Origin of the sequence: Flavobacterium sp. DSP2-3-1 (assembly GCF_049896865.1) — a bacterium.
Taxonomy (GTDB): Bacteria; Bacteroidota; Bacteroidia; order Flavobacteriales; family Flavobacteriaceae; genus Flavobacterium.
Genome location: NZ_JAFCVD010000001.1, coordinates 452017 through 468235 on the forward strand (window position 1 = coordinate 452017; position 16219 = coordinate 468235).

19 protein-coding genes are annotated in these 16219 nt (G+C 34.5%); 11 read left to right on the top strand and 8 right to left on the bottom strand.

Features of this window, described 5'->3' with window-relative positions; all coding sequences use genetic code 11:
* Positions 1 to 53: 53 nt before the first annotated feature.
* The 9 genes from ACP7AT_RS02080 to ACP7AT_RS02120 all read left to right on the top strand — a co-directional run bounded on the left by ACP7AT_RS02080 (position 54) and on the right by ACP7AT_RS02120 (position 6997).
* The gene (locus ACP7AT_RS02080) at positions 54 to 293 is read left to right on the top strand and encodes a NifU family protein (RefSeq protein WP_113636516.1); all 240 of its coding nucleotides are present in this window, start codon (positions 54 to 56) and stop codon (positions 291 to 293) included.
* A 158-nt stretch (positions 294 to 451) separates the two neighbouring features.
* Entirely contained in the window at positions 452 to 769 is a 318-nt protein-coding gene (locus ACP7AT_RS02085) for a ferredoxin (protein WP_426062701.1), read from the top strand.
* 100 nt (positions 770 to 869) lie between these two features.
* Positions 870 to 1232, top strand: a complete 363-nt coding sequence (locus ACP7AT_RS02090) for an S-adenosylmethionine decarboxylase family protein (protein WP_426062702.1) — start codon at positions 870 to 872, stop codon at positions 1230 to 1232.
* Between the two features lie 2 nt (positions 1233 to 1234).
* Positions 1235 to 2461, top strand: coding sequence for a DUF4178 domain-containing protein (locus tag ACP7AT_RS02095; protein ID WP_426062703.1), 1227 nt, complete (start codon positions 1235 to 1237; stop codon positions 2459 to 2461).
* Between the two features lie 4 nt (positions 2462 to 2465).
* Positions 2466 to 2651, top strand: coding sequence for a hypothetical protein (locus tag ACP7AT_RS02100; protein ID WP_426062704.1), 186 nt, complete (start codon positions 2466 to 2468; stop codon positions 2649 to 2651).
* 20 nt (positions 2652 to 2671) lie between these two features.
* Positions 2672 to 2887: a DUF350 domain-containing protein gene (locus tag ACP7AT_RS02105; protein ID WP_426062705.1), complete on the top strand. Its 216-nt coding sequence runs from the start codon at positions 2672 to 2674 to the stop codon at positions 2885 to 2887.
* 37 nt (positions 2888 to 2924) lie between these two features.
* On the top strand, positions 2925 to 4397 hold the full coding sequence (locus tag ACP7AT_RS02110; RefSeq protein WP_426062706.1) for a polyamine aminopropyltransferase: 1473 nt from the start codon (positions 2925 to 2927) through the stop codon (positions 4395 to 4397).
* On the top strand, positions 4375 to 6000 hold the full coding sequence (locus ACP7AT_RS02115; RefSeq protein WP_426062707.1) for an NAD(P)-binding protein: 1626 nt from the start codon (positions 4375 to 4377) through the stop codon (positions 5998 to 6000). The genes ACP7AT_RS02110 and ACP7AT_RS02115 overlap by 23 nt, the downstream gene beginning before the upstream one ends.
* Complete coding sequence (locus tag ACP7AT_RS02120) at positions 5981 to 6997, top strand: hypothetical protein (protein ID WP_426062708.1); 1017 nt, start codon at positions 5981 to 5983, stop codon at positions 6995 to 6997. The genes ACP7AT_RS02115 and ACP7AT_RS02120 overlap by 20 nt, the downstream gene beginning before the upstream one ends.
* A 106-nt stretch (positions 6998 to 7103) precedes the next feature.
* Here ACP7AT_RS02120 and ACP7AT_RS02125 read toward each other — a convergent pair whose 3' ends face one another.
* From ACP7AT_RS02125 to ACP7AT_RS02150, 6 genes are all read right to left on the bottom strand, one after another.
* Positions 7104 to 8000 (bottom strand): serine/threonine protein phosphatase, encoded by an 897-nt coding sequence (locus tag ACP7AT_RS02125; RefSeq protein ID WP_426062709.1) that lies wholly within the window; start codon positions 7998 to 8000, stop codon positions 7104 to 7106.
* Between the two features lie 148 nt (positions 8001 to 8148).
* On the bottom strand, positions 8149 to 8931 hold the full coding sequence (locus ACP7AT_RS02130; protein ID WP_426062710.1) for a DUF3050 domain-containing protein: 783 nt from the start codon (positions 8929 to 8931) through the stop codon (positions 8149 to 8151).
* A 92-nt stretch (positions 8932 to 9023) separates the two neighbouring features.
* A complete protein-coding gene (locus ACP7AT_RS02135) occupies positions 9024 to 10202 on the bottom strand; it encodes an acyl-CoA dehydrogenase family protein (RefSeq protein ID WP_426062711.1) in 1179 nt (392 codons plus the stop codon).
* 180 nt (positions 10203 to 10382) lie between these two features.
* Positions 10383 to 11096 (bottom strand): tRNA1(Val) (adenine(37)-N6)-methyltransferase, encoded by a 714-nt coding sequence (locus tag ACP7AT_RS02140; protein ID WP_426062712.1) that lies wholly within the window; start codon positions 11094 to 11096, stop codon positions 10383 to 10385.
* 77 nt (positions 11097 to 11173) lie between these two features.
* Positions 11174 to 11698 (bottom strand): ribosome maturation factor RimM, encoded by a 525-nt coding sequence (gene rimM, locus ACP7AT_RS02145; RefSeq protein WP_426062713.1) that lies wholly within the window; start codon positions 11696 to 11698, stop codon positions 11174 to 11176.
* Positions 11699 to 11713: 15 nt separating this feature from the next.
* Positions 11714 to 12274 (bottom strand): 30S ribosomal protein S16, encoded by a 561-nt coding sequence (locus ACP7AT_RS02150; protein ID WP_091203130.1) that lies wholly within the window; start codon positions 12272 to 12274, stop codon positions 11714 to 11716.
* A gap of 200 nt (positions 12275 to 12474) precedes the next feature.
* Here ACP7AT_RS02150 and ACP7AT_RS02155 point away from each other — a divergent pair, with 200 nt between their 5' ends.
* Together ACP7AT_RS02155 and ACP7AT_RS02160 are read left to right on the top strand one after the other, a co-directional pair.
* Entirely contained in the window at positions 12475 to 12954 is a 480-nt protein-coding gene (locus ACP7AT_RS02155; RefSeq protein WP_426062714.1) for a DUF6252 family protein, read from the top strand.
* A 153-nt stretch (positions 12955 to 13107) separates the two neighbouring features.
* A complete protein-coding gene (locus ACP7AT_RS02160) occupies positions 13108 to 13470 on the top strand; it encodes an RNA recognition motif domain-containing protein (RefSeq protein ID WP_426062715.1) in 363 nt (120 codons plus the stop codon).
* A gap of 122 nt (positions 13471 to 13592) precedes the next feature.
* Here ACP7AT_RS02160 and leuB read toward each other — a convergent pair whose 3' ends face one another.
* Entirely contained in the window at positions 13593 to 14654 is a 1062-nt protein-coding gene (gene leuB / locus ACP7AT_RS02165) for a 3-isopropylmalate dehydrogenase (protein WP_426062716.1), read from the bottom strand.
* Between the two features lie 33 nt (positions 14655 to 14687).
* Positions 14688 to 16214 carry an alpha-isopropylmalate synthase regulatory domain-containing protein gene (locus ACP7AT_RS02170; protein WP_426062717.1) on the bottom strand — a complete coding sequence of 509 codons (1527 nt, stop codon included), beginning with the start codon at positions 16212 to 16214 and terminating at the stop codon, positions 14688 to 14690.
* Between the last annotated feature and the right edge of the window lie 5 nt (positions 16215 to 16219).

The following is a 16219-nucleotide window of genomic DNA, read 5'->3' on the forward strand; positions in this document are numbered from 1 at the left end:
AACTAAGAGATCTAAAAACCTAAAAAGGTCAGAAAATCTAATAAGTCTAAATTATGACAACAGAAGAATTATTTGTAGAAGTGCAAAAAGCACTTGAAGAAATCAGACCCTTTTTAAATTCTGACGGCGGTGACATCACATTAATCTCCATAGAGGACGACAAACATGTAAAAGTACGTCTCGAAGGCGCATGCACCAGTTGCAGCGTAAACCAAATGACACTAAGGGCAGGCGTGGAAACCACCATCAAAAAGTTTGCACCACAAATAGAAACTGTTGTAAATATTCTATAAATCTTTTGGGCGTGCCCCTTTTAAGAAAAAAGGCTACTCAATACAACGAGTATTTGCCTTTTTTCTTAAAACGGTCGGGCTATACGCGCTACTTCGGTAGCTAGCTTCTATCCCTCACGCAAACACACAACTCATAACTTATAACTCATAGCTGATTTATGGATGTATTAATAAAAATTAAAGATAGAGAAGGAGTAGTGCATGAGTTACAAGCTCCTACAGATATGGCCATGAATATCATGGAATTATGTAAAGCTTATGAGCTTCCTGTAGAAGGGACTTGTGGCGGAATGGCCATGTGTGCTTCTTGTCAGTGTTATGTGTTGAATAACGTGCCTTTACCAGAAATGGGCGATGATGAAGAAGCGATGCTTTCAGAAGCATTTTACGTAAAATCCAATAGTCGTTTGGGCTGTCAAATCCCAATCACCGAAAGCCTCGAAGGATTAGAATTGGAGTTGGCTCCGGAAAATTAATGAGAAAGCGAGATAGAGATTCTCGCTTTTTTTATGTAACATTTTTCCAAAAAGAGCATCTAACAGTTTTTACGATATAACTTTATTTTGTAGTATTTAAATGAATTCAAATTCCTATTCTCCAGGTTTGCATAAACTGGTTACACTTCAAGTAGAGACTGCTCATAAACTCACCGATAGCGAAGGATATATAGCTATTACTAACCAAATTTTAGATAAATATGGATTAGAACAAGTAGGTGTTATTGTACATAATTTCGATAATGACAGTTTTACTATTGCAGTTTGCCTAAAAGAATCACATATTTGTATTCACACTTGGCCGGAATTCAATCAGCTTACTTTAGACGTTTACTTATGCAATTATTTACAAGATAATTCTGCAAAGGTAAAATCAGTAACGAAAGAATATCTGGACTATTTTGATGCTGTTATAATTAAAGATTTTGAGATAAACAGATAAATATGGAGGTTTCTTGTTATCAATGCAATACGGTTGCTACAATTGAAGTTGGTTTTGAGGTCAGAAATTTTGTTTGTCCTAATTGCCAGAGCGTGTATATCTTAGATATAAATAAAGGATTACGTCGCGAAAGATCATTCAATCATAAAATTCCCCATGTTGGTTTGCAAATTGGTCAAAAAGGAATTCTAAAAGGAATCGAATATACCGTAACTGGAATCCTTACTAAGAAAGTGTATGGAACTTATTATTGGAATGAATATTTACTGACTGATAAATTGAAACAGTTTGTGTATCTCTCTGAGTCAGATGGACATTGGATTTTTTTAAAAGAAATCGTAGATAAATTTGAAGTTTCAAATCATCCTAAATTTCTAACTTACGAAGGAATTGTGATGAATTTGTATGATTATACAGATGTTGAAATTGTTTCTGCTCAGGGTTTCTTTAATTTTACACTACCAAAGAAAAAGATACACTCAATAGAATATATTAGTGTACCCAATATGATCTCTATTGAAAAAGATGGAGATACGGAGACGATTTATTTTGGAGAACATATCACTACAAAGGAAATTCGAAAGGGTTTTCCATTTTTCACACTACCATCTAAAGTAGGAACAGGATTAGTGCAACCCTTTTTTTTAAATATAAGGAATACTGCTATTGTTTTTTGTGTAGCTTCTATTTTGATTCTGTTATCTCACTGGTTCATTTATAAAGACAAATCAGAAAAACAGGTATTTTATAAAGACCTGACTTTTGATGCTTTTAATAATAAAGAGATTGTGAGTCCCTCATTTGAATTAGAAGGCGGTTCAGCACCTATGACAATTGCAGTTAACTCAGGAGTTGATAATTCTTGGGCAAATGTGCAGGTTGCATTATTAAACGAGAAAACAAATGATGCAGTTTACGCCAGTAAAGATATTGAGTATTATCATGGCTATACGGATGGCGAAAGTTGGACTGAGGGAAATCCTTCAGAGGAGTTTAATATATGTGGCGTTGCAGCAGGGAAATACCATTTGGTGATTACACCCCAAAAAGCACTCGAGGATTTGCAAAATAACTCTCTGACAATAAAAGCAGTTTGGGATCAACCTTCAGGTAGAAACCGTTGGTTAACCATTATTTTTATGGCAGTTTTACTAGTCGCTTTTTACTATCTCAATGTTAATTTTGAACAAAAAAGATGGGAAGATTCAAATAATTCCCCTTATAATTAAAGCTATGGACGAAGCATTAAAATTTTTGAAAAATAATGTATTTTCAATTGCGATAGGGTTGTTTGTCTATTCGGCATATTTATTTTTCACATATACCGGAAACAGAATCTGCGATTGTGAAACTACAGAAAAATACAGTTCCGGTCAAACTATGGGTCGAAGACCAATAAATACTTTTTATCACAAATAACAATTTAAAACTACCTAATCATGGATGTTCTTACATTAAAACCTATCTTAAATTCTATTATTTTTTCTCTTTTGGGAATCATTATTTTACTTATTGCCTATTTTATTATTGAAAAATTGACTCCAGAGAACACTTGGAACGAAGTGACACAGAAAAACAATATTGCTGTAGCTATTGTTTTTGGAGCCTTTATTATAGGGATTTCAATGATTATTAGTGCAGCTATACATGGGTAAGAAGTTTTTAAAATTTGAATATTTACTTCTTTTCGCTGTGTTTACTATTGCAACTTGTGGATTAGTTTATGAATTAGTTGCAGGTACTTTAGCCAGTTATCTTCTTGGAGATTCTGTTAAACAGTTTTCATTTATCATTGGAGTCTACCTCTTTTCAATGGGTGTGGGTTCTTATTTTTCAAAATTTCTCACAAAGAACATGCTCAACACTTTTGTTGAAATTGAAATTCTTGTCGGTTTAATTGGAGGATTGAGTTCAGTTGTGCTTTTCATGTTGTTTGAGAGTGTATATTCCTTTCAGTTTATCCTTTACCTGTTGGTTTTTGTAACAGGTTGTTTGGTAGGACTTGAAATCCCGTTGTTAATGAATATCCTGAAAGATAAAGTCGAATTCAGAGATCTGGTTTCTAATGTATTTACCTTCGATTATATTGGAGCATTATTGGCATCTATATTATTTCCTTTAGTTTTGGTCCCTCAATTAGGGATCATGGGAACTTCGTTGTTCTTTGGTATGATTAATATCAGTATTGCTATCGCTTTGTGCTTTCTGTTAAAATCAGAGCTCAAAAAAGTTTATTTGCTTAGAGCAAAAGCCATCGTATCTTTCCTTTTATTGTTTGTTGTTTACCTTTTTTCAAATACGATCTTATCTTATTCAGAAGGAAAAATGTACGGCGAAAATATTATTTATTCCAATTCGACTCAATACCAACGAATAGTTTTAACACATAATAAAAGTGATTATAGATTGTATTTGAATAATAATCTTCAGTTCAGTTCTACAGATGAGTACCGGTATCATGAAGCTTTAGTACATCCTGCCATGTCAATGGCAAAACAAGTAGACAACGTTTTAGTTCTAGGCGGAGGTGATGGATTGGCAGTTCGTGAAATATTAAAGTATACAGCCGTTAAAAATGTCACCATTGTAGATTTAGACCAAGGCATGACAAAGTTGTTTGAGACAAACAAAATTTTAACTAATTTTAATCATAACTCTCTCAATAATTCGAAAGTAAAAGTCTTTAATCAGGATGCTTTTATATGGGCTAAAAATAGTAAGTCTAAGTATGATGTAGTGATTATCGATTTTCCGGATCCATCAAATTATAGCTTAGGAAAACTATATTCATTGAATTTTTATAGTACTTTAAAAAGTCTTTTAACTACGGATGCTGTGGTGGTGGTGCAGACCACTTCTCCTTATTTTGCGCCAAAATCTTTTTGGTGTATTAATAAAACTTTAATGGAGGTTTTTCCACAAGTAGATGCATATCACGCTTATGTTCCGTCATTTGGAGAATGGGGTTTCTCCATCGCAATGAATGGTTTTGAAACTAATTTTAACAAAGTAAACAGAGAAGTTGAAGGGTTGCGCTTTTATAATTATCAGTTTGATAAATTCAATTATTTCTCCAAAGATATGATTTCAAAAGAAATTGAAATTAATCGTTTGGACAATCAAATTCTAGTACGTTATTTCGATGAAGAGTGGGAAAAATTATAGTTATTCCAGGCGTTTTTTTCTAAAAGGTATTGCTGCTTCCTTACTTGTGATTCCATTTTTGCAATCGTGTCAGGAAAAAGTAATTACTTTACTGATACGTTTATCAGGGACAAATCATATTTTAGGACATCGGTTGCGGGTTAAAAATTTCCCAAAGCCTTCGAGTCAAATTTATATTCCCTACTTGATAGTTGGAGGGGGAATTTCAGGCTTGAGTGCGGCACGTCAATTTTCTAAAAAAGGAATTAATGATTTTTTAATGATAGAATTAGAAAACCATTTGGGAGGGAATTCCTCAAATGGAGAAAATAAATATTCTAAATTTCCATTGGGAGCACATTATTTACCCCTTCCTAATAAACAGGATGTCGCGTTACTCCAATTTCTTGAGGAAGAGCAAATAATCATAGGGTATGATTCAAAAGGATTTCCAAAATTTGATGAGGAACAACTTACGTTTGCACCTGATGAGCGTTTGTTTTATAAAAATAATTGGCAAGAAGCATTAATTCCTAAAACCGGAAACTCTTTAGAAGAAGATATTCAATTCAAAAAATTCTTTTTGAAAATGGATGCTTTCCGTTCAGGAAAAGGTGATGACGGTAAGTATTTCTTCAATATTCCGTTATCATTGTCTTCCAATGATTTTACTATTCGAGGATTTGATACAATCACAATGCAACAATGGTGTGAGGAGGAAGGATTCAATTCGAAATCACTATTCGATTACGTAGATTATTGCTGTAGGGATGATTTTGGGTTGGGAATTAGTTACGTTTCTGCATGGGCAGGGATTCATTATTTCGCAGCAAGAAAGCAAGATAGCACACAAGATAACAAAGATAATGTACTTACGTGGCCGGAAGGTAATGCCAGATTATCCCATCATTTGCAAAAATATGTTGAAAATAAAACGCTGAAAAATCATTTGGTTTATGATGTAAAATGTATAGATGGAAAAGTTGTTGCTACTGTTTTTGACGCGGAGAAAAAATTAACTCTGGAGATAATTGCTGATAAGGTGATTATGGCTACACCTCAATTTGTGAATCAATATATAATTAAAAACAGAAAAATGTTGACGCATAATTTTCATTATGCGCCATGGCTTTTGGCAACTTTGGTTATTTCTGATTTGGCAGATGATGGTAGCTTTCCTTTGTGTTGGGATAATGTTGTATATGGAGCAAAAGGGCTAGGTTATATCTATGATCAACATCAATCCTTGCAACAAGTACAGTCCAAAAAAGTAATTACCTATTATTATAGTTTTTCGTCTTCTGATGTAAAGAAAAGCAGAAAGGATTTGTATTATAAAAAAGATGCGCATTGGAAACAATTAGTTTTTGATGATTTAAAAATCGCACATCCCAATATTGAAAGTGTTACAGAGGAAATAAATATTCACCTTTTAGGACACGGAATGATTAGTCCAGTTCCTGGTTTTATTTTTGGCACAGCCAAGGAAGAAGCATCACAAAATATTGACAGCAAAATTTTCTTTGCACATTCAGATTTGTCTGGAATTTCAATTTTCGAAGAAGCATTTCATCAGGGTATTAATGTCGTAAATCAAATAATAGATGGCTCAACCTTGGATTGATAAACCAAAAACGGATGGTTTTTTTATTTTAGCACCTTCATTTTTAGTCATTGCTATTGTATTTTTGTTTCATGATGCTTTGAAAGTTATTGAGACAAAACATTCTTTTTATACTTGGCTTTTTTTGATCGTTTTTATAGATGTAGCACATGTTTACGCTACTTTATTTAAAACCTATTTTGTTCGTGAAAAGTGTAAGAAAAGAAGAAAATTATTGGTTGCCCTGCCTATAGTTTGTTTTGTTATCGGGATAATTCTTTTCAGTTTTGGTAGTGTTGTTTTTTGGTCAGTTTTGGCATACATCGCGGTTTTTCATTTTATAAGACAGCAATACGGTTTTATGCGTCTTTATTCTCGAAAAGAAGTTAAAACATATTGGAGTGTGGCAATTGATAATTTAATTATTTACACTGCGACGGTGTATCCAATGTTATATTGGTTTTTTTCTTCCCCTCGGGCATTCAATTGGTTTACTGAAAAAGATTTTATTCGATTTGAAAATCAAGTAGTATTGGGGGTTCTGGGCTGGTTTTATGGACTGATTATAGTTTTCTATATTGTAAGAACAGTTTATAAAAGTACTAAAGAACAGTATTTTAATATTCCTAAAAATGCAATTATAACTGGAACTTTCTTTTCATGGTATTTTGGTATTGTGTATTTCAATAATGATTTAGTTTTCACTTTACTCAATGTTGTTTCTCACGGTATACCTTATATCGCGTTGATTTATCTCAATGAAATAGATAAAAAATCGGAAGCTGATTTAGGGGTTTTGAATTATTTAAAAGGAGCCAGAGGTTTTTTTGTTTTTATGGCATTTTTATCAACGATTGCTTTTTTTGAAGAGTATGTTTGGGAAGTTTTTGTTTGGAATGAACAATTTTCATGGAACAATTCTGATTTTTCAAATTGGCAGTTATTACTTGTTCCTTTGTTTACGGTACCGCAATTCACCCATTATCTTCTGGATGGATTCATATGGAAATCAAAATAGACTATTTGATTTTTTCTCCCAATCACCGAAAGCCTCGAAGGATTAGAATTGGAGTTGGCTCCGGAAAATTAAATAAAGAAAGCGTTTGCCAAGGCAAACGCTTTCTTTATTTATAATCTTTTAGATTTGTTGGGCCTTCAAGTACTTCTCTAACAACTTGCAGAATACCATTTTCCTTAGTGTCGATAAACCATTTTATAAGTGTTATGGTTCCATTTACTATTTCAATTCCGGTAATGCTTCTGGGATGTACGCAGCTTCCGTCATTGAAGTAAGGTGTTGATTTTTCATTTGGATAAGAAAAACTTGGACGATGAGTATGGCCTACAATGGTAATTTTGCGATTGTTGTTCTCAATCCATTTTTTTATTCGGAGTTCGATTTTTATTCGTTCCACGTAATTTTTAGCAGGACTTGTCGGATCGGATATTCCCCAAATTTGGAGTGGTTTCCATAAAATACGGACCATAAATCTATTGATTTTCCAGCCTACGTAATTCATAAAATCAGCTTGATGTCCATGTGTCAAAAACAATTCTTGTTTGGTTTCCCTATGAACTAAAACGAGGGCTTCATGGCATTTGATGCCGGTAAATAAAGGTTCAAGCTTGTCATTTTGTGTGTTTGTATATGTCGTAAGAGTTTTTTGTACATGATCTTTATCTCGAAAAGTCATTTCATGATTCCCCCAAATTTTTAGGTATCTGTCGGAATCGTGAAATTTTTTAAGCAGAAGATAGACGTTTTTGTGTGCTTCAAAAATAGTTTTAAAGAAGATATTTTCCCATAATTCATCTCCATCTCCTAATTCGCAATACGTAAAGCCATCATTATAATATTGAGTCATTGCATGAAAATACACATTTCGATTACTTGCAAAATCATCGGCAAAACTATTGTCGCTTCTGTGGCAGTCGCTAAAAAGGATGAATTTTGATTGATTGTCAAAAGGAATTCTTTGTGCTTCTTTATAAGCTCTGGTTAATCGTTCTTGGGAAGACATTTATTTAATTTAAAAAATAAAGATAAAAAAAATAGCTAATAAAGCTATTTTTTTCATCGGTACTTATTATCAGAAGGTGTTTTTCATTATTTTATAATAAGATAATTAATTTCAAACAATAAGTTATTTTTATAAGGAAGAATAAATTTTATGCTAATTCCACTTTCATCATAATTGTTTCTTCAATAGCATCCCAAAGTCCGATGCGTTTTTCTAAGGCTAATTTTGAAACTTCTTCTACGTCGGACCATTTTTGTGCATCGGTTCCACAAAGTTCTGTTATCATTTTCATTGCCATTGGACCGTGTTCGTCAGCGTCCAGTTCTATGTGTCTTTCAAAATAATAAATGAGTTTACTCAAATCAGTATCCGGGAAATTTGCTTGAAAATTTTTCAAGATTTCCGTGAACATACTTGGAATTAAGTCTTCTCTTCCAAAAGTAAAAGCGGCCGCTATTTCATGTGTTTTCCCTTCTTCAATAACTCTGAAAGTAAAGTCTAAAAAAGCTTTAATATTTGGGTGTAAATGGCTGGTTTTAATCGCAACAAATATGTTTTTAAGCGAATCCACTTCATTTAGAAATTGTTTGATTCCATCCGTGTTAGCGTTGCACGCTTCCATTGCTTCAATGTACATTTCGTAATGACTTGAGCGCTTCCCGTCTTTTGTTAAATCAGATTCTTCCGCAAGGACAATTTCGTTAATTAAATATCTGGTCTCAGGATTTTGTGTGGCAAACCATGGAGTTGTTGTGCAAGTCAATTTAGATTGTAATGCTTTCAGTAATGACATAAAATCCCAAACTGCATAAACATGATTTTCAAGAAAAGATTGTAAATCCTCTACGGTTTTTACTTTTTTGTATAAAGAATGTTGTAACAATAGTTCTTTTTGGGGCTGAATGCTATTGTTGATCGTTTCAATATTCATAGGTATTATTTTTTATGTAAATATAAAAAAGCTTCCTGTTTCCAAGAAGCTTTTACTATCAATTTTATTAATACTTTAATAATCGTTTACAACTATTTAAAAGCTGGAATCCCGGTTATATCCATGCCGGTAATTAGCAAATGGATGTCATGTGTTCCTTCGTAGGTAATCACCGATTCTAAATTCATCATGTGTCGCATGATAGAATATTCTCCGGTAATTCCCATTCCACCCAACATCTGTCTGGCTTCGCGGGCAATATGAATTGCCATATCTACATTATTTCTCTTGGCCATTGAGATTTGAGCTGTGGTAGCTCTCCCTTCATTTCTCAAAACACCTAATCTCCAAGTCAACAATTGTGCTTTGGTGATTTCAGTAATCATTTCAGCCAATTTCTTTTGTTGCAATTGTGTTCCTGCAATAGGTTTGTCAAACTGAATTCTTTCTTTCGCATAGCGTAAAGCAGTATCATAACAGTCCATGGCAGCACCAATAGCGCCCCAGGCAATTCCGTAACGTGCGGAATCAAGACAGCCGAGCGGCGCTCCTAATCCAGATTTATTTGGTAATAAGTTTTCTTTTGGAACTTTAACATTATCAAAAATTAATTCTCCAGTTGAAGAGGCACGAAGGGACCATTTATTATGTGTTTCTGGTGTGGTGAAACCTTCCATTCCTCTTTCGACAATTAAACCGTGAATTCTGCCTTCTTCATTTTTTGCCCAAACAATGGCAATATCAGCAAACGGAGCATTAGAAATCCACATTTTGGCGCCATTCAATAAATAATGGTCACCCATATCTTTAAAGTTGGTAATCATACTGCCTGGATCAGAACCGTAGTTAGGTTCCGTTAATCCAAAACAGCCCATGTATTCTCCGGTAGCCAACTTAGGTAAATATTTTACGCGTTGCTCTTCGTTTCCGTATTTCCAAATTGGATACATTACCAACGAGGATTGTACAGATGATGTGGAACGAACGCCAGAATCTCCACGCTCAATTTCCTGCATGATTAATCCATAAGATATTTGATCTAAACCGGCACCGCCATATTCTACTGGAATATAAGGACCAAACCCACCAATTTCTCCCAAACCTTTTATAATTTGTTTCGGAAATTCAGCACGTTGCGCATAATCTTCTATAATAGGCGATACTTCTTTTTTTACCCATGCACGTGCAGAATCGCGCACCAATTTGTGTTCTTCCGTTAATAGATCGTCTAAGTTATAATAATCTGGAGATTGAAATAAGTCTGGTTTCATGGTTTTATGAATTTTATAGAGTGCAAATTTACATAAAGAAATATAACAAAACGATTAACAATTGTTATATTTTAACGTATTTGATTTGATTTGTAATGAATTCGAGTATTTAAAGTACAACTAAAGGTTCAATTAAATAGGAAACTATGAAATTTTGGGAAGTGGGTTAAAGCAAGTTTTTTACATCTTTAAATAAAAATCCTTGGTCAAGGCAATGTATTCGGGAGTATATTGATGTCTTGAAGTTTCGATAATTAATTCATCAATTGGAAAATTCACACTTTCGTTTCGGCTGAAAGCCAATAAGCTACGCTTAATTTCAGTAGTCGGAGTTCCTTTAACTCTAGTTATTTTTAAAGGGTAAAGTTCATGTTCTTTGGCTAGAGCCAAGAAATTTTCTTCTTCTTTAAAAGGAATGATTACTGCGAATATTCCGTTCTCTGAAAGCAATAAATCTGCGGCCTCGATTAAATCTTCAAAAGGCATTGCGTCAGCAAAACGGGCTAAATCGCGTTGTTCGTTATCAGATTTGTAATCATCAGTGTAAAATGGAGGATTGGAAACAATTAAATCATATTCATCTTCAGGTTCTTCGACAAATTCGTCCAAGCCGGCATGAAAACAAAATAAGCGATCGCTCCAAGGGGAGTTTTCAAAATTATCTACGGATTGCTCGTAGGCTTCTTCGTCAATTTCTAAAGCGTCAATTTGTTCCGCATTACTTCTTTGTGCGAGCATCAAAGCGATTACGCCTGTTCCCGCTCCAATATCTAAAATACTAATAGGATTGTTTTGAATAGGAGTCCATGCGCCAAGTAAAACTCCGTCAGTTCCAATTTTCATGGCACAACGATCTTGTTCAAGGGAAAATTGTTTGAATTGGAATTTGGACATAGAAAATTCTAATTTCAGATTGCAGATTAACGATTTTTGAGGAACTGAACACTAAAAACTGAATACTAAACACTAACTTAAAGGTACATTTCAATAAGTCCTTCTGGTAAATCCATGATGACTTTTTTGTTTTCCCTATCAATTTTCACAAGGAAATGGTCAATCATTGGAATAAGAATTTCTAGATCACCGTTTAAAACTTCAAAAAGAGGCTGGGCAGTAGTATCATTCACGGATTGAATTTTCCCGACAACACCAAGGCGTTTATCTTCAACTTCAAAACCAATTACTTCATGGAAATAGAATTTGTTACCGGTAAGTTTTGGCAACATATTCAAAGGAAGATATATAGCGTTTCCTATTATTGCATCGGCATCTTCTTCGGTGTTCATGTCTTCAAAACGAATTCGAAGGAAATCGTTTTTATGCAATGAACTGCTTTCAATAAAAAAAGGAACCAAGTGTTTGTTGCATTCAACAAACACTGATTCCAAGTTTTCGTATAACTCAGGTTCGTCCGTGTCTAGATAGGCAAGAACTTCTCCTTTGAAACTAAATTTTTTAGCGATTTTACCTAAGTAGAAACAATCTTCTTTACGCATTTTCGCCTTCTAAAATTATGCTTCAGTTGTTTTGTTATTTTCTTCTTCAGCAGGAGCTTCTTCAGCTTCGACTTCAGCAACTTCTTCTTCAACAGCTGGAGTTGCAGCAGCGATAGCATCAGCTTCTGCTTGAGCAGCTGCAGCTAAACGTTTAGCGTTAACATCTTGTTCCGCTTTGAAAGCTTTAACTTTAACATCAGCTTGTGCTTTAGTTAAACCTTCTTTTTTAGCATCAACTTTTCCAGATTTTGCATCTAACCAATCCGCTAATTTTGCATCAGCTTGTTCTTGAGTTAAAGCTCCTTTACGGATACCACCATCAAGGTGATGTTTCAATAAAGCTCCTTTGTAAGAAAGAATTGCTTTTGCAGTGTCAGTTGGTTGAGCACCATTGTGCAACCATTTTACTGCACTATCAAGGTTTAAGTCGATAGTTGCTGGGTTTGTGTTTGGATTGTAAGTACCAATTTTCTCTAGGTATTTACCATCTCTTTTTGAGCGAGCATCTGCTGCTACAACCCAGTAAAAAGGTTTTCCTTTTTTACCGTGTCTTTGTAATCTAATTTTTACTGACATAATCTTATGATTAAATTTTGAGGTACTCGACCTCGATTAATTAAGGGTGCAAAGATACATCTTTTATTGATAATTGCTAATCCGAACAATAATTTAATGAACTAGAGTAGCTTAAGTATAATTTTGGTTGGCTTTTTTATTAGGGTTCTGTTTTTTTAAGCATTATTACATTATTTTTGTTTGTTCTAAAGCACTTTTTTATGAAAAAATATTTAATGTTTCTGGTGGTAGTTTTTTTTCTAATTTCTTGCGAGGAAGACATTAGTTTTAACAACCCTTCTTTTCAAGGAATGAAAGACAATGTGTTTTGGAGAGCAGTGGATTCTAAAGCTTTTTTGGCCGCTGATGGATCTTTGATAATCGAAGGATATACCGGAGATGAGGTTTTGACTTTAAGAACCACTTCTACAAAAGCGCAAAAATATCCTTTGGGCACCAGTAGCTCCAAAACAGCTGTTTATGTACTGACAAATGGTACTGTTGAAATTTCATTTGCAACTGGAATTGGCATTGGTAACGGTGAAATTGTTATAACTGAATATGATAATGTGGGTAATACCATATCAGGGACATTCAAATTTAAAGCAGAGAACGTAGATGGTAATCCTTTAGGAGGTGGTATTTTGAATTTTCAGCAAGGTGTTTTTTATAAGGTACCAGTAAGTTTGCAAGTCCCATAAATGATGGCAATTTGCGTTCTTACATCACAGAAGCACGATATTTTATCAGATTAATATTGTTTTTAAATTTAAAATAAAAACATAAATAAGCTTATATATAGTAGATTAGAATAAAAATGCAGTACATTTGTTCTATTATTTAAATAAGTACATATGAATATTTTTGTTGGAAGCCTTCCATTCAGTATTGAGGAAGCAGATTTAAGAGAGTCTTTCGAGGCTTACGGAGCAGTTGATTCAGTTAAAATTATTACTGATAAATTTACTGGAAGAAGTAAAGGATTTGGTTTTGTTGAGATGCCAAATGATGACGAAGCTCAAAAGGCAATTGACGAATTGAACGGAGCTACTGTTCAAGGACGTGCGATAGTAGTAAACAAATCTGAGCCTAAGCCAGAAGGTGAAAGAAGAAGTTTTAACAATAACAGTCGTGGTGGAGATTCACGCGGTGGTTATGGTGGTGGAAGCAGCCGTGGTGGAGAAAACCGTGGTGGTGGAAACAGAGGAGGATATTAATATTTTTTTCTAGTTATATAAAAAGGTGTCAATGTAAATTGACACCTTTTTTGTTTGTATACGGTAGAGAGCAATGCACAGACGCTATCTAGAGAACGCACTGCAGTGCGTCTCTACATTTTTTATAAATTAGCAACCAGCCAGTCACCAACTTCACTCGTTTTATATGCTTTACTTCCCATTGACACTAAATCCTCCGTTACAATTCCTTGCTCTAACGATTTGTTAACTGCTGTTCTAATCGCTTCTGCTTCTCCTTTTAATCCAAAAGCATCTTCAAACATCATCGCTGCTGATAATACAGTCGCCAATGGATTAGCGATATTTAGACCTGTTGCCTGTGGATAAGATCCATGTATAGGTTCGTACAAAGAAGTGTGTTCTCCTACAGATGCTGATGGCATTAATCCCATTGAGCCAGATATTACAGATGCTTCATCCGTTAAAATATCTCCAAATAAATTTTCAGTAATCAAGACGTCATAGGAATTCGGCCATTGCACCAACCGCATCGCAACCGCATCGACAAATTCGTAATTCACTTCAACTTCTGGATAGTCTTTTTCCATTGCTTGTACTGTCTCTCTCCACAATCGGGAAGTTTCCATTACATTGGCTTTATCTACACAGCACAGTTTTTTGGTTCGTGTCATGGCTAATTCAAATCCTTTTTTAGCCAAACGTTGTACTTCGACTCTTGTATAACTACAAGTATCATAAGCTGTTTCGCCACCGTCTTTTCTTCCTTTTTCTCCAAAATAAATTCCTCCGGTAAGTTCTCTTAAAAATACCAAATCAGTTCCTTCGATCCGTTCTCTTTTCAAGGGAGAATTGTCGATCAATGAAGGAAAAGTAAACGTTGGACGAATGTTGGCAAACAAACCTAATTTTTTACGCATCAATAATAATCCTTGTTCCGGGCGAACGGGTGCCGTTGGGTCGTTATCATATTTTGGATGTCCAATGGCTCCAAATAAAACAGCATCTGCTTTCATGCAAATTTCATGTGTTTCGTCAGGATAAGGAACTCCAACGGCATCAATGGCACAAGCTCCAGTAAGTGCAGGAGTCCAAGTGATTTCATGGTTAAATTTTTTTGCAATTGCATCCGAAACTTTTACAGCTTCATTGATTACTTCGGGTCCAATTCCGTCTCCGGCTAAAAGGGCTATGGTAAATTTCATTAGGTCTATTTTATATTAATGTATTTCTATTTATTATTGGGCTGCAACCACATTCAACATTTTCTGGGTTGCTATAATTGCGGCAACCGTTTGGTCTGAATCTAATCCTCTGGTTTTAAATTCTTTTTCATTATTTGTCCAGGTGATTATGGTTTCGCATAATGCATCAGAACTGCTCCCTGGAGGAATTCGTACGGCGTAATCGATCAATTTAGGCAATTCTAAATTTTTGCTTTTGTATATTTTTGCCAATGCATTCATAAAAGCATCAAATTGACCATCACCTTGCGCGTGCTCTTCAATAATTTCACCATCTATTTTTAAGGATAAAGTAGTTGATGGACGCATGCCTTTTGCATGAGATAATATATAGGACTCGACAACAACTTTTTCTTGATAGGTTTGGCTGTCCAAAACATCAGAGATAATGTAAGGCAAATCTTCTTTGGTAACTGTTTCTTTTTTGTCGCCCAATTCAATGATGCGTTGGGTGACTAATTTTAAGTCGTGCGGATTTAATTTTAAACCTAATTCCTGAAGGTTTTTTTCAATATTAGCTTTTCCAGATGTTTTTCCTAATGCATATTTTCTCGTTCTGCCAAAACGTTCCGGAAGTAAATCATTAAAATATAAGTTGTTTTTATTATCTCCGTCGGCATGAATACCTGCAGTTTGCGTAAACACGTTGTCACCTACAATAGGTTTGTTAGCAGGAATTCTATAACCGGTAAAAGTTTCTACTAATTTACTCACAGAATATAATGAAGATTCTTTGACACCGATTTCTATTTGTTGAAAAAAGTCATTAATTACAGCAACAGTACTTTCGAGTGGTGCATTTCCGGCGCGTTCTCCCATTCCGTTTACGGTTACGTGAAGTCCTTGAATTCCAGCTTTTACAGCTTCCATTACATTTGCGATACTTAAATCGTAGTCATTGTGTGCATGAAAATCAAAATGGGTATTTGGGTATTTCGTTACAATTTTAGAAATAAATTCAAAAGTTTCAGAAGGTATTAAAACGCCTAGTGTGTCCGGTAGTAAGATTCTTTTGATCGGTTGCTTGGTCAAAAAATCTAAATATTGAAAGACATATTCAGGTGAATTGCGCATTCCGTTACTCCAGTCTTCCAGATAAACATTCGTTTCAATATTATTTTCTTTAGCTAAAGCTATTGTTTGTGCAATTTCAGTAAAATGTTGTTCGGGTGTTTTTTTTAACTGATGTGTTAAATGATTCAAAGATCCTTTAGTTAATAAATTCTGCACCTTTGCACCAGTATTTTTCATCCATTCAATAGAAAGTCCTCCGTCGACAAAAGTTAAGACTTCAATGCGGTTACTATATCCTTTTTCTGAAGCCCATGACATGATCCCTTTTACACCTTGAAACTCTCCTTCACTCACTCTTGCTGAAGCAATTTCGATTCTATCAATATTTAATTCTTCCAACAACAATTGCGCAATGGTTAATTTTTCTGCAGCAGAAAATGATACTCCCGAGGTTTGTTCACCATCACGGAGTGTTGTATCCATTATTTCAATTTTTCTTCTTTCCATTATAA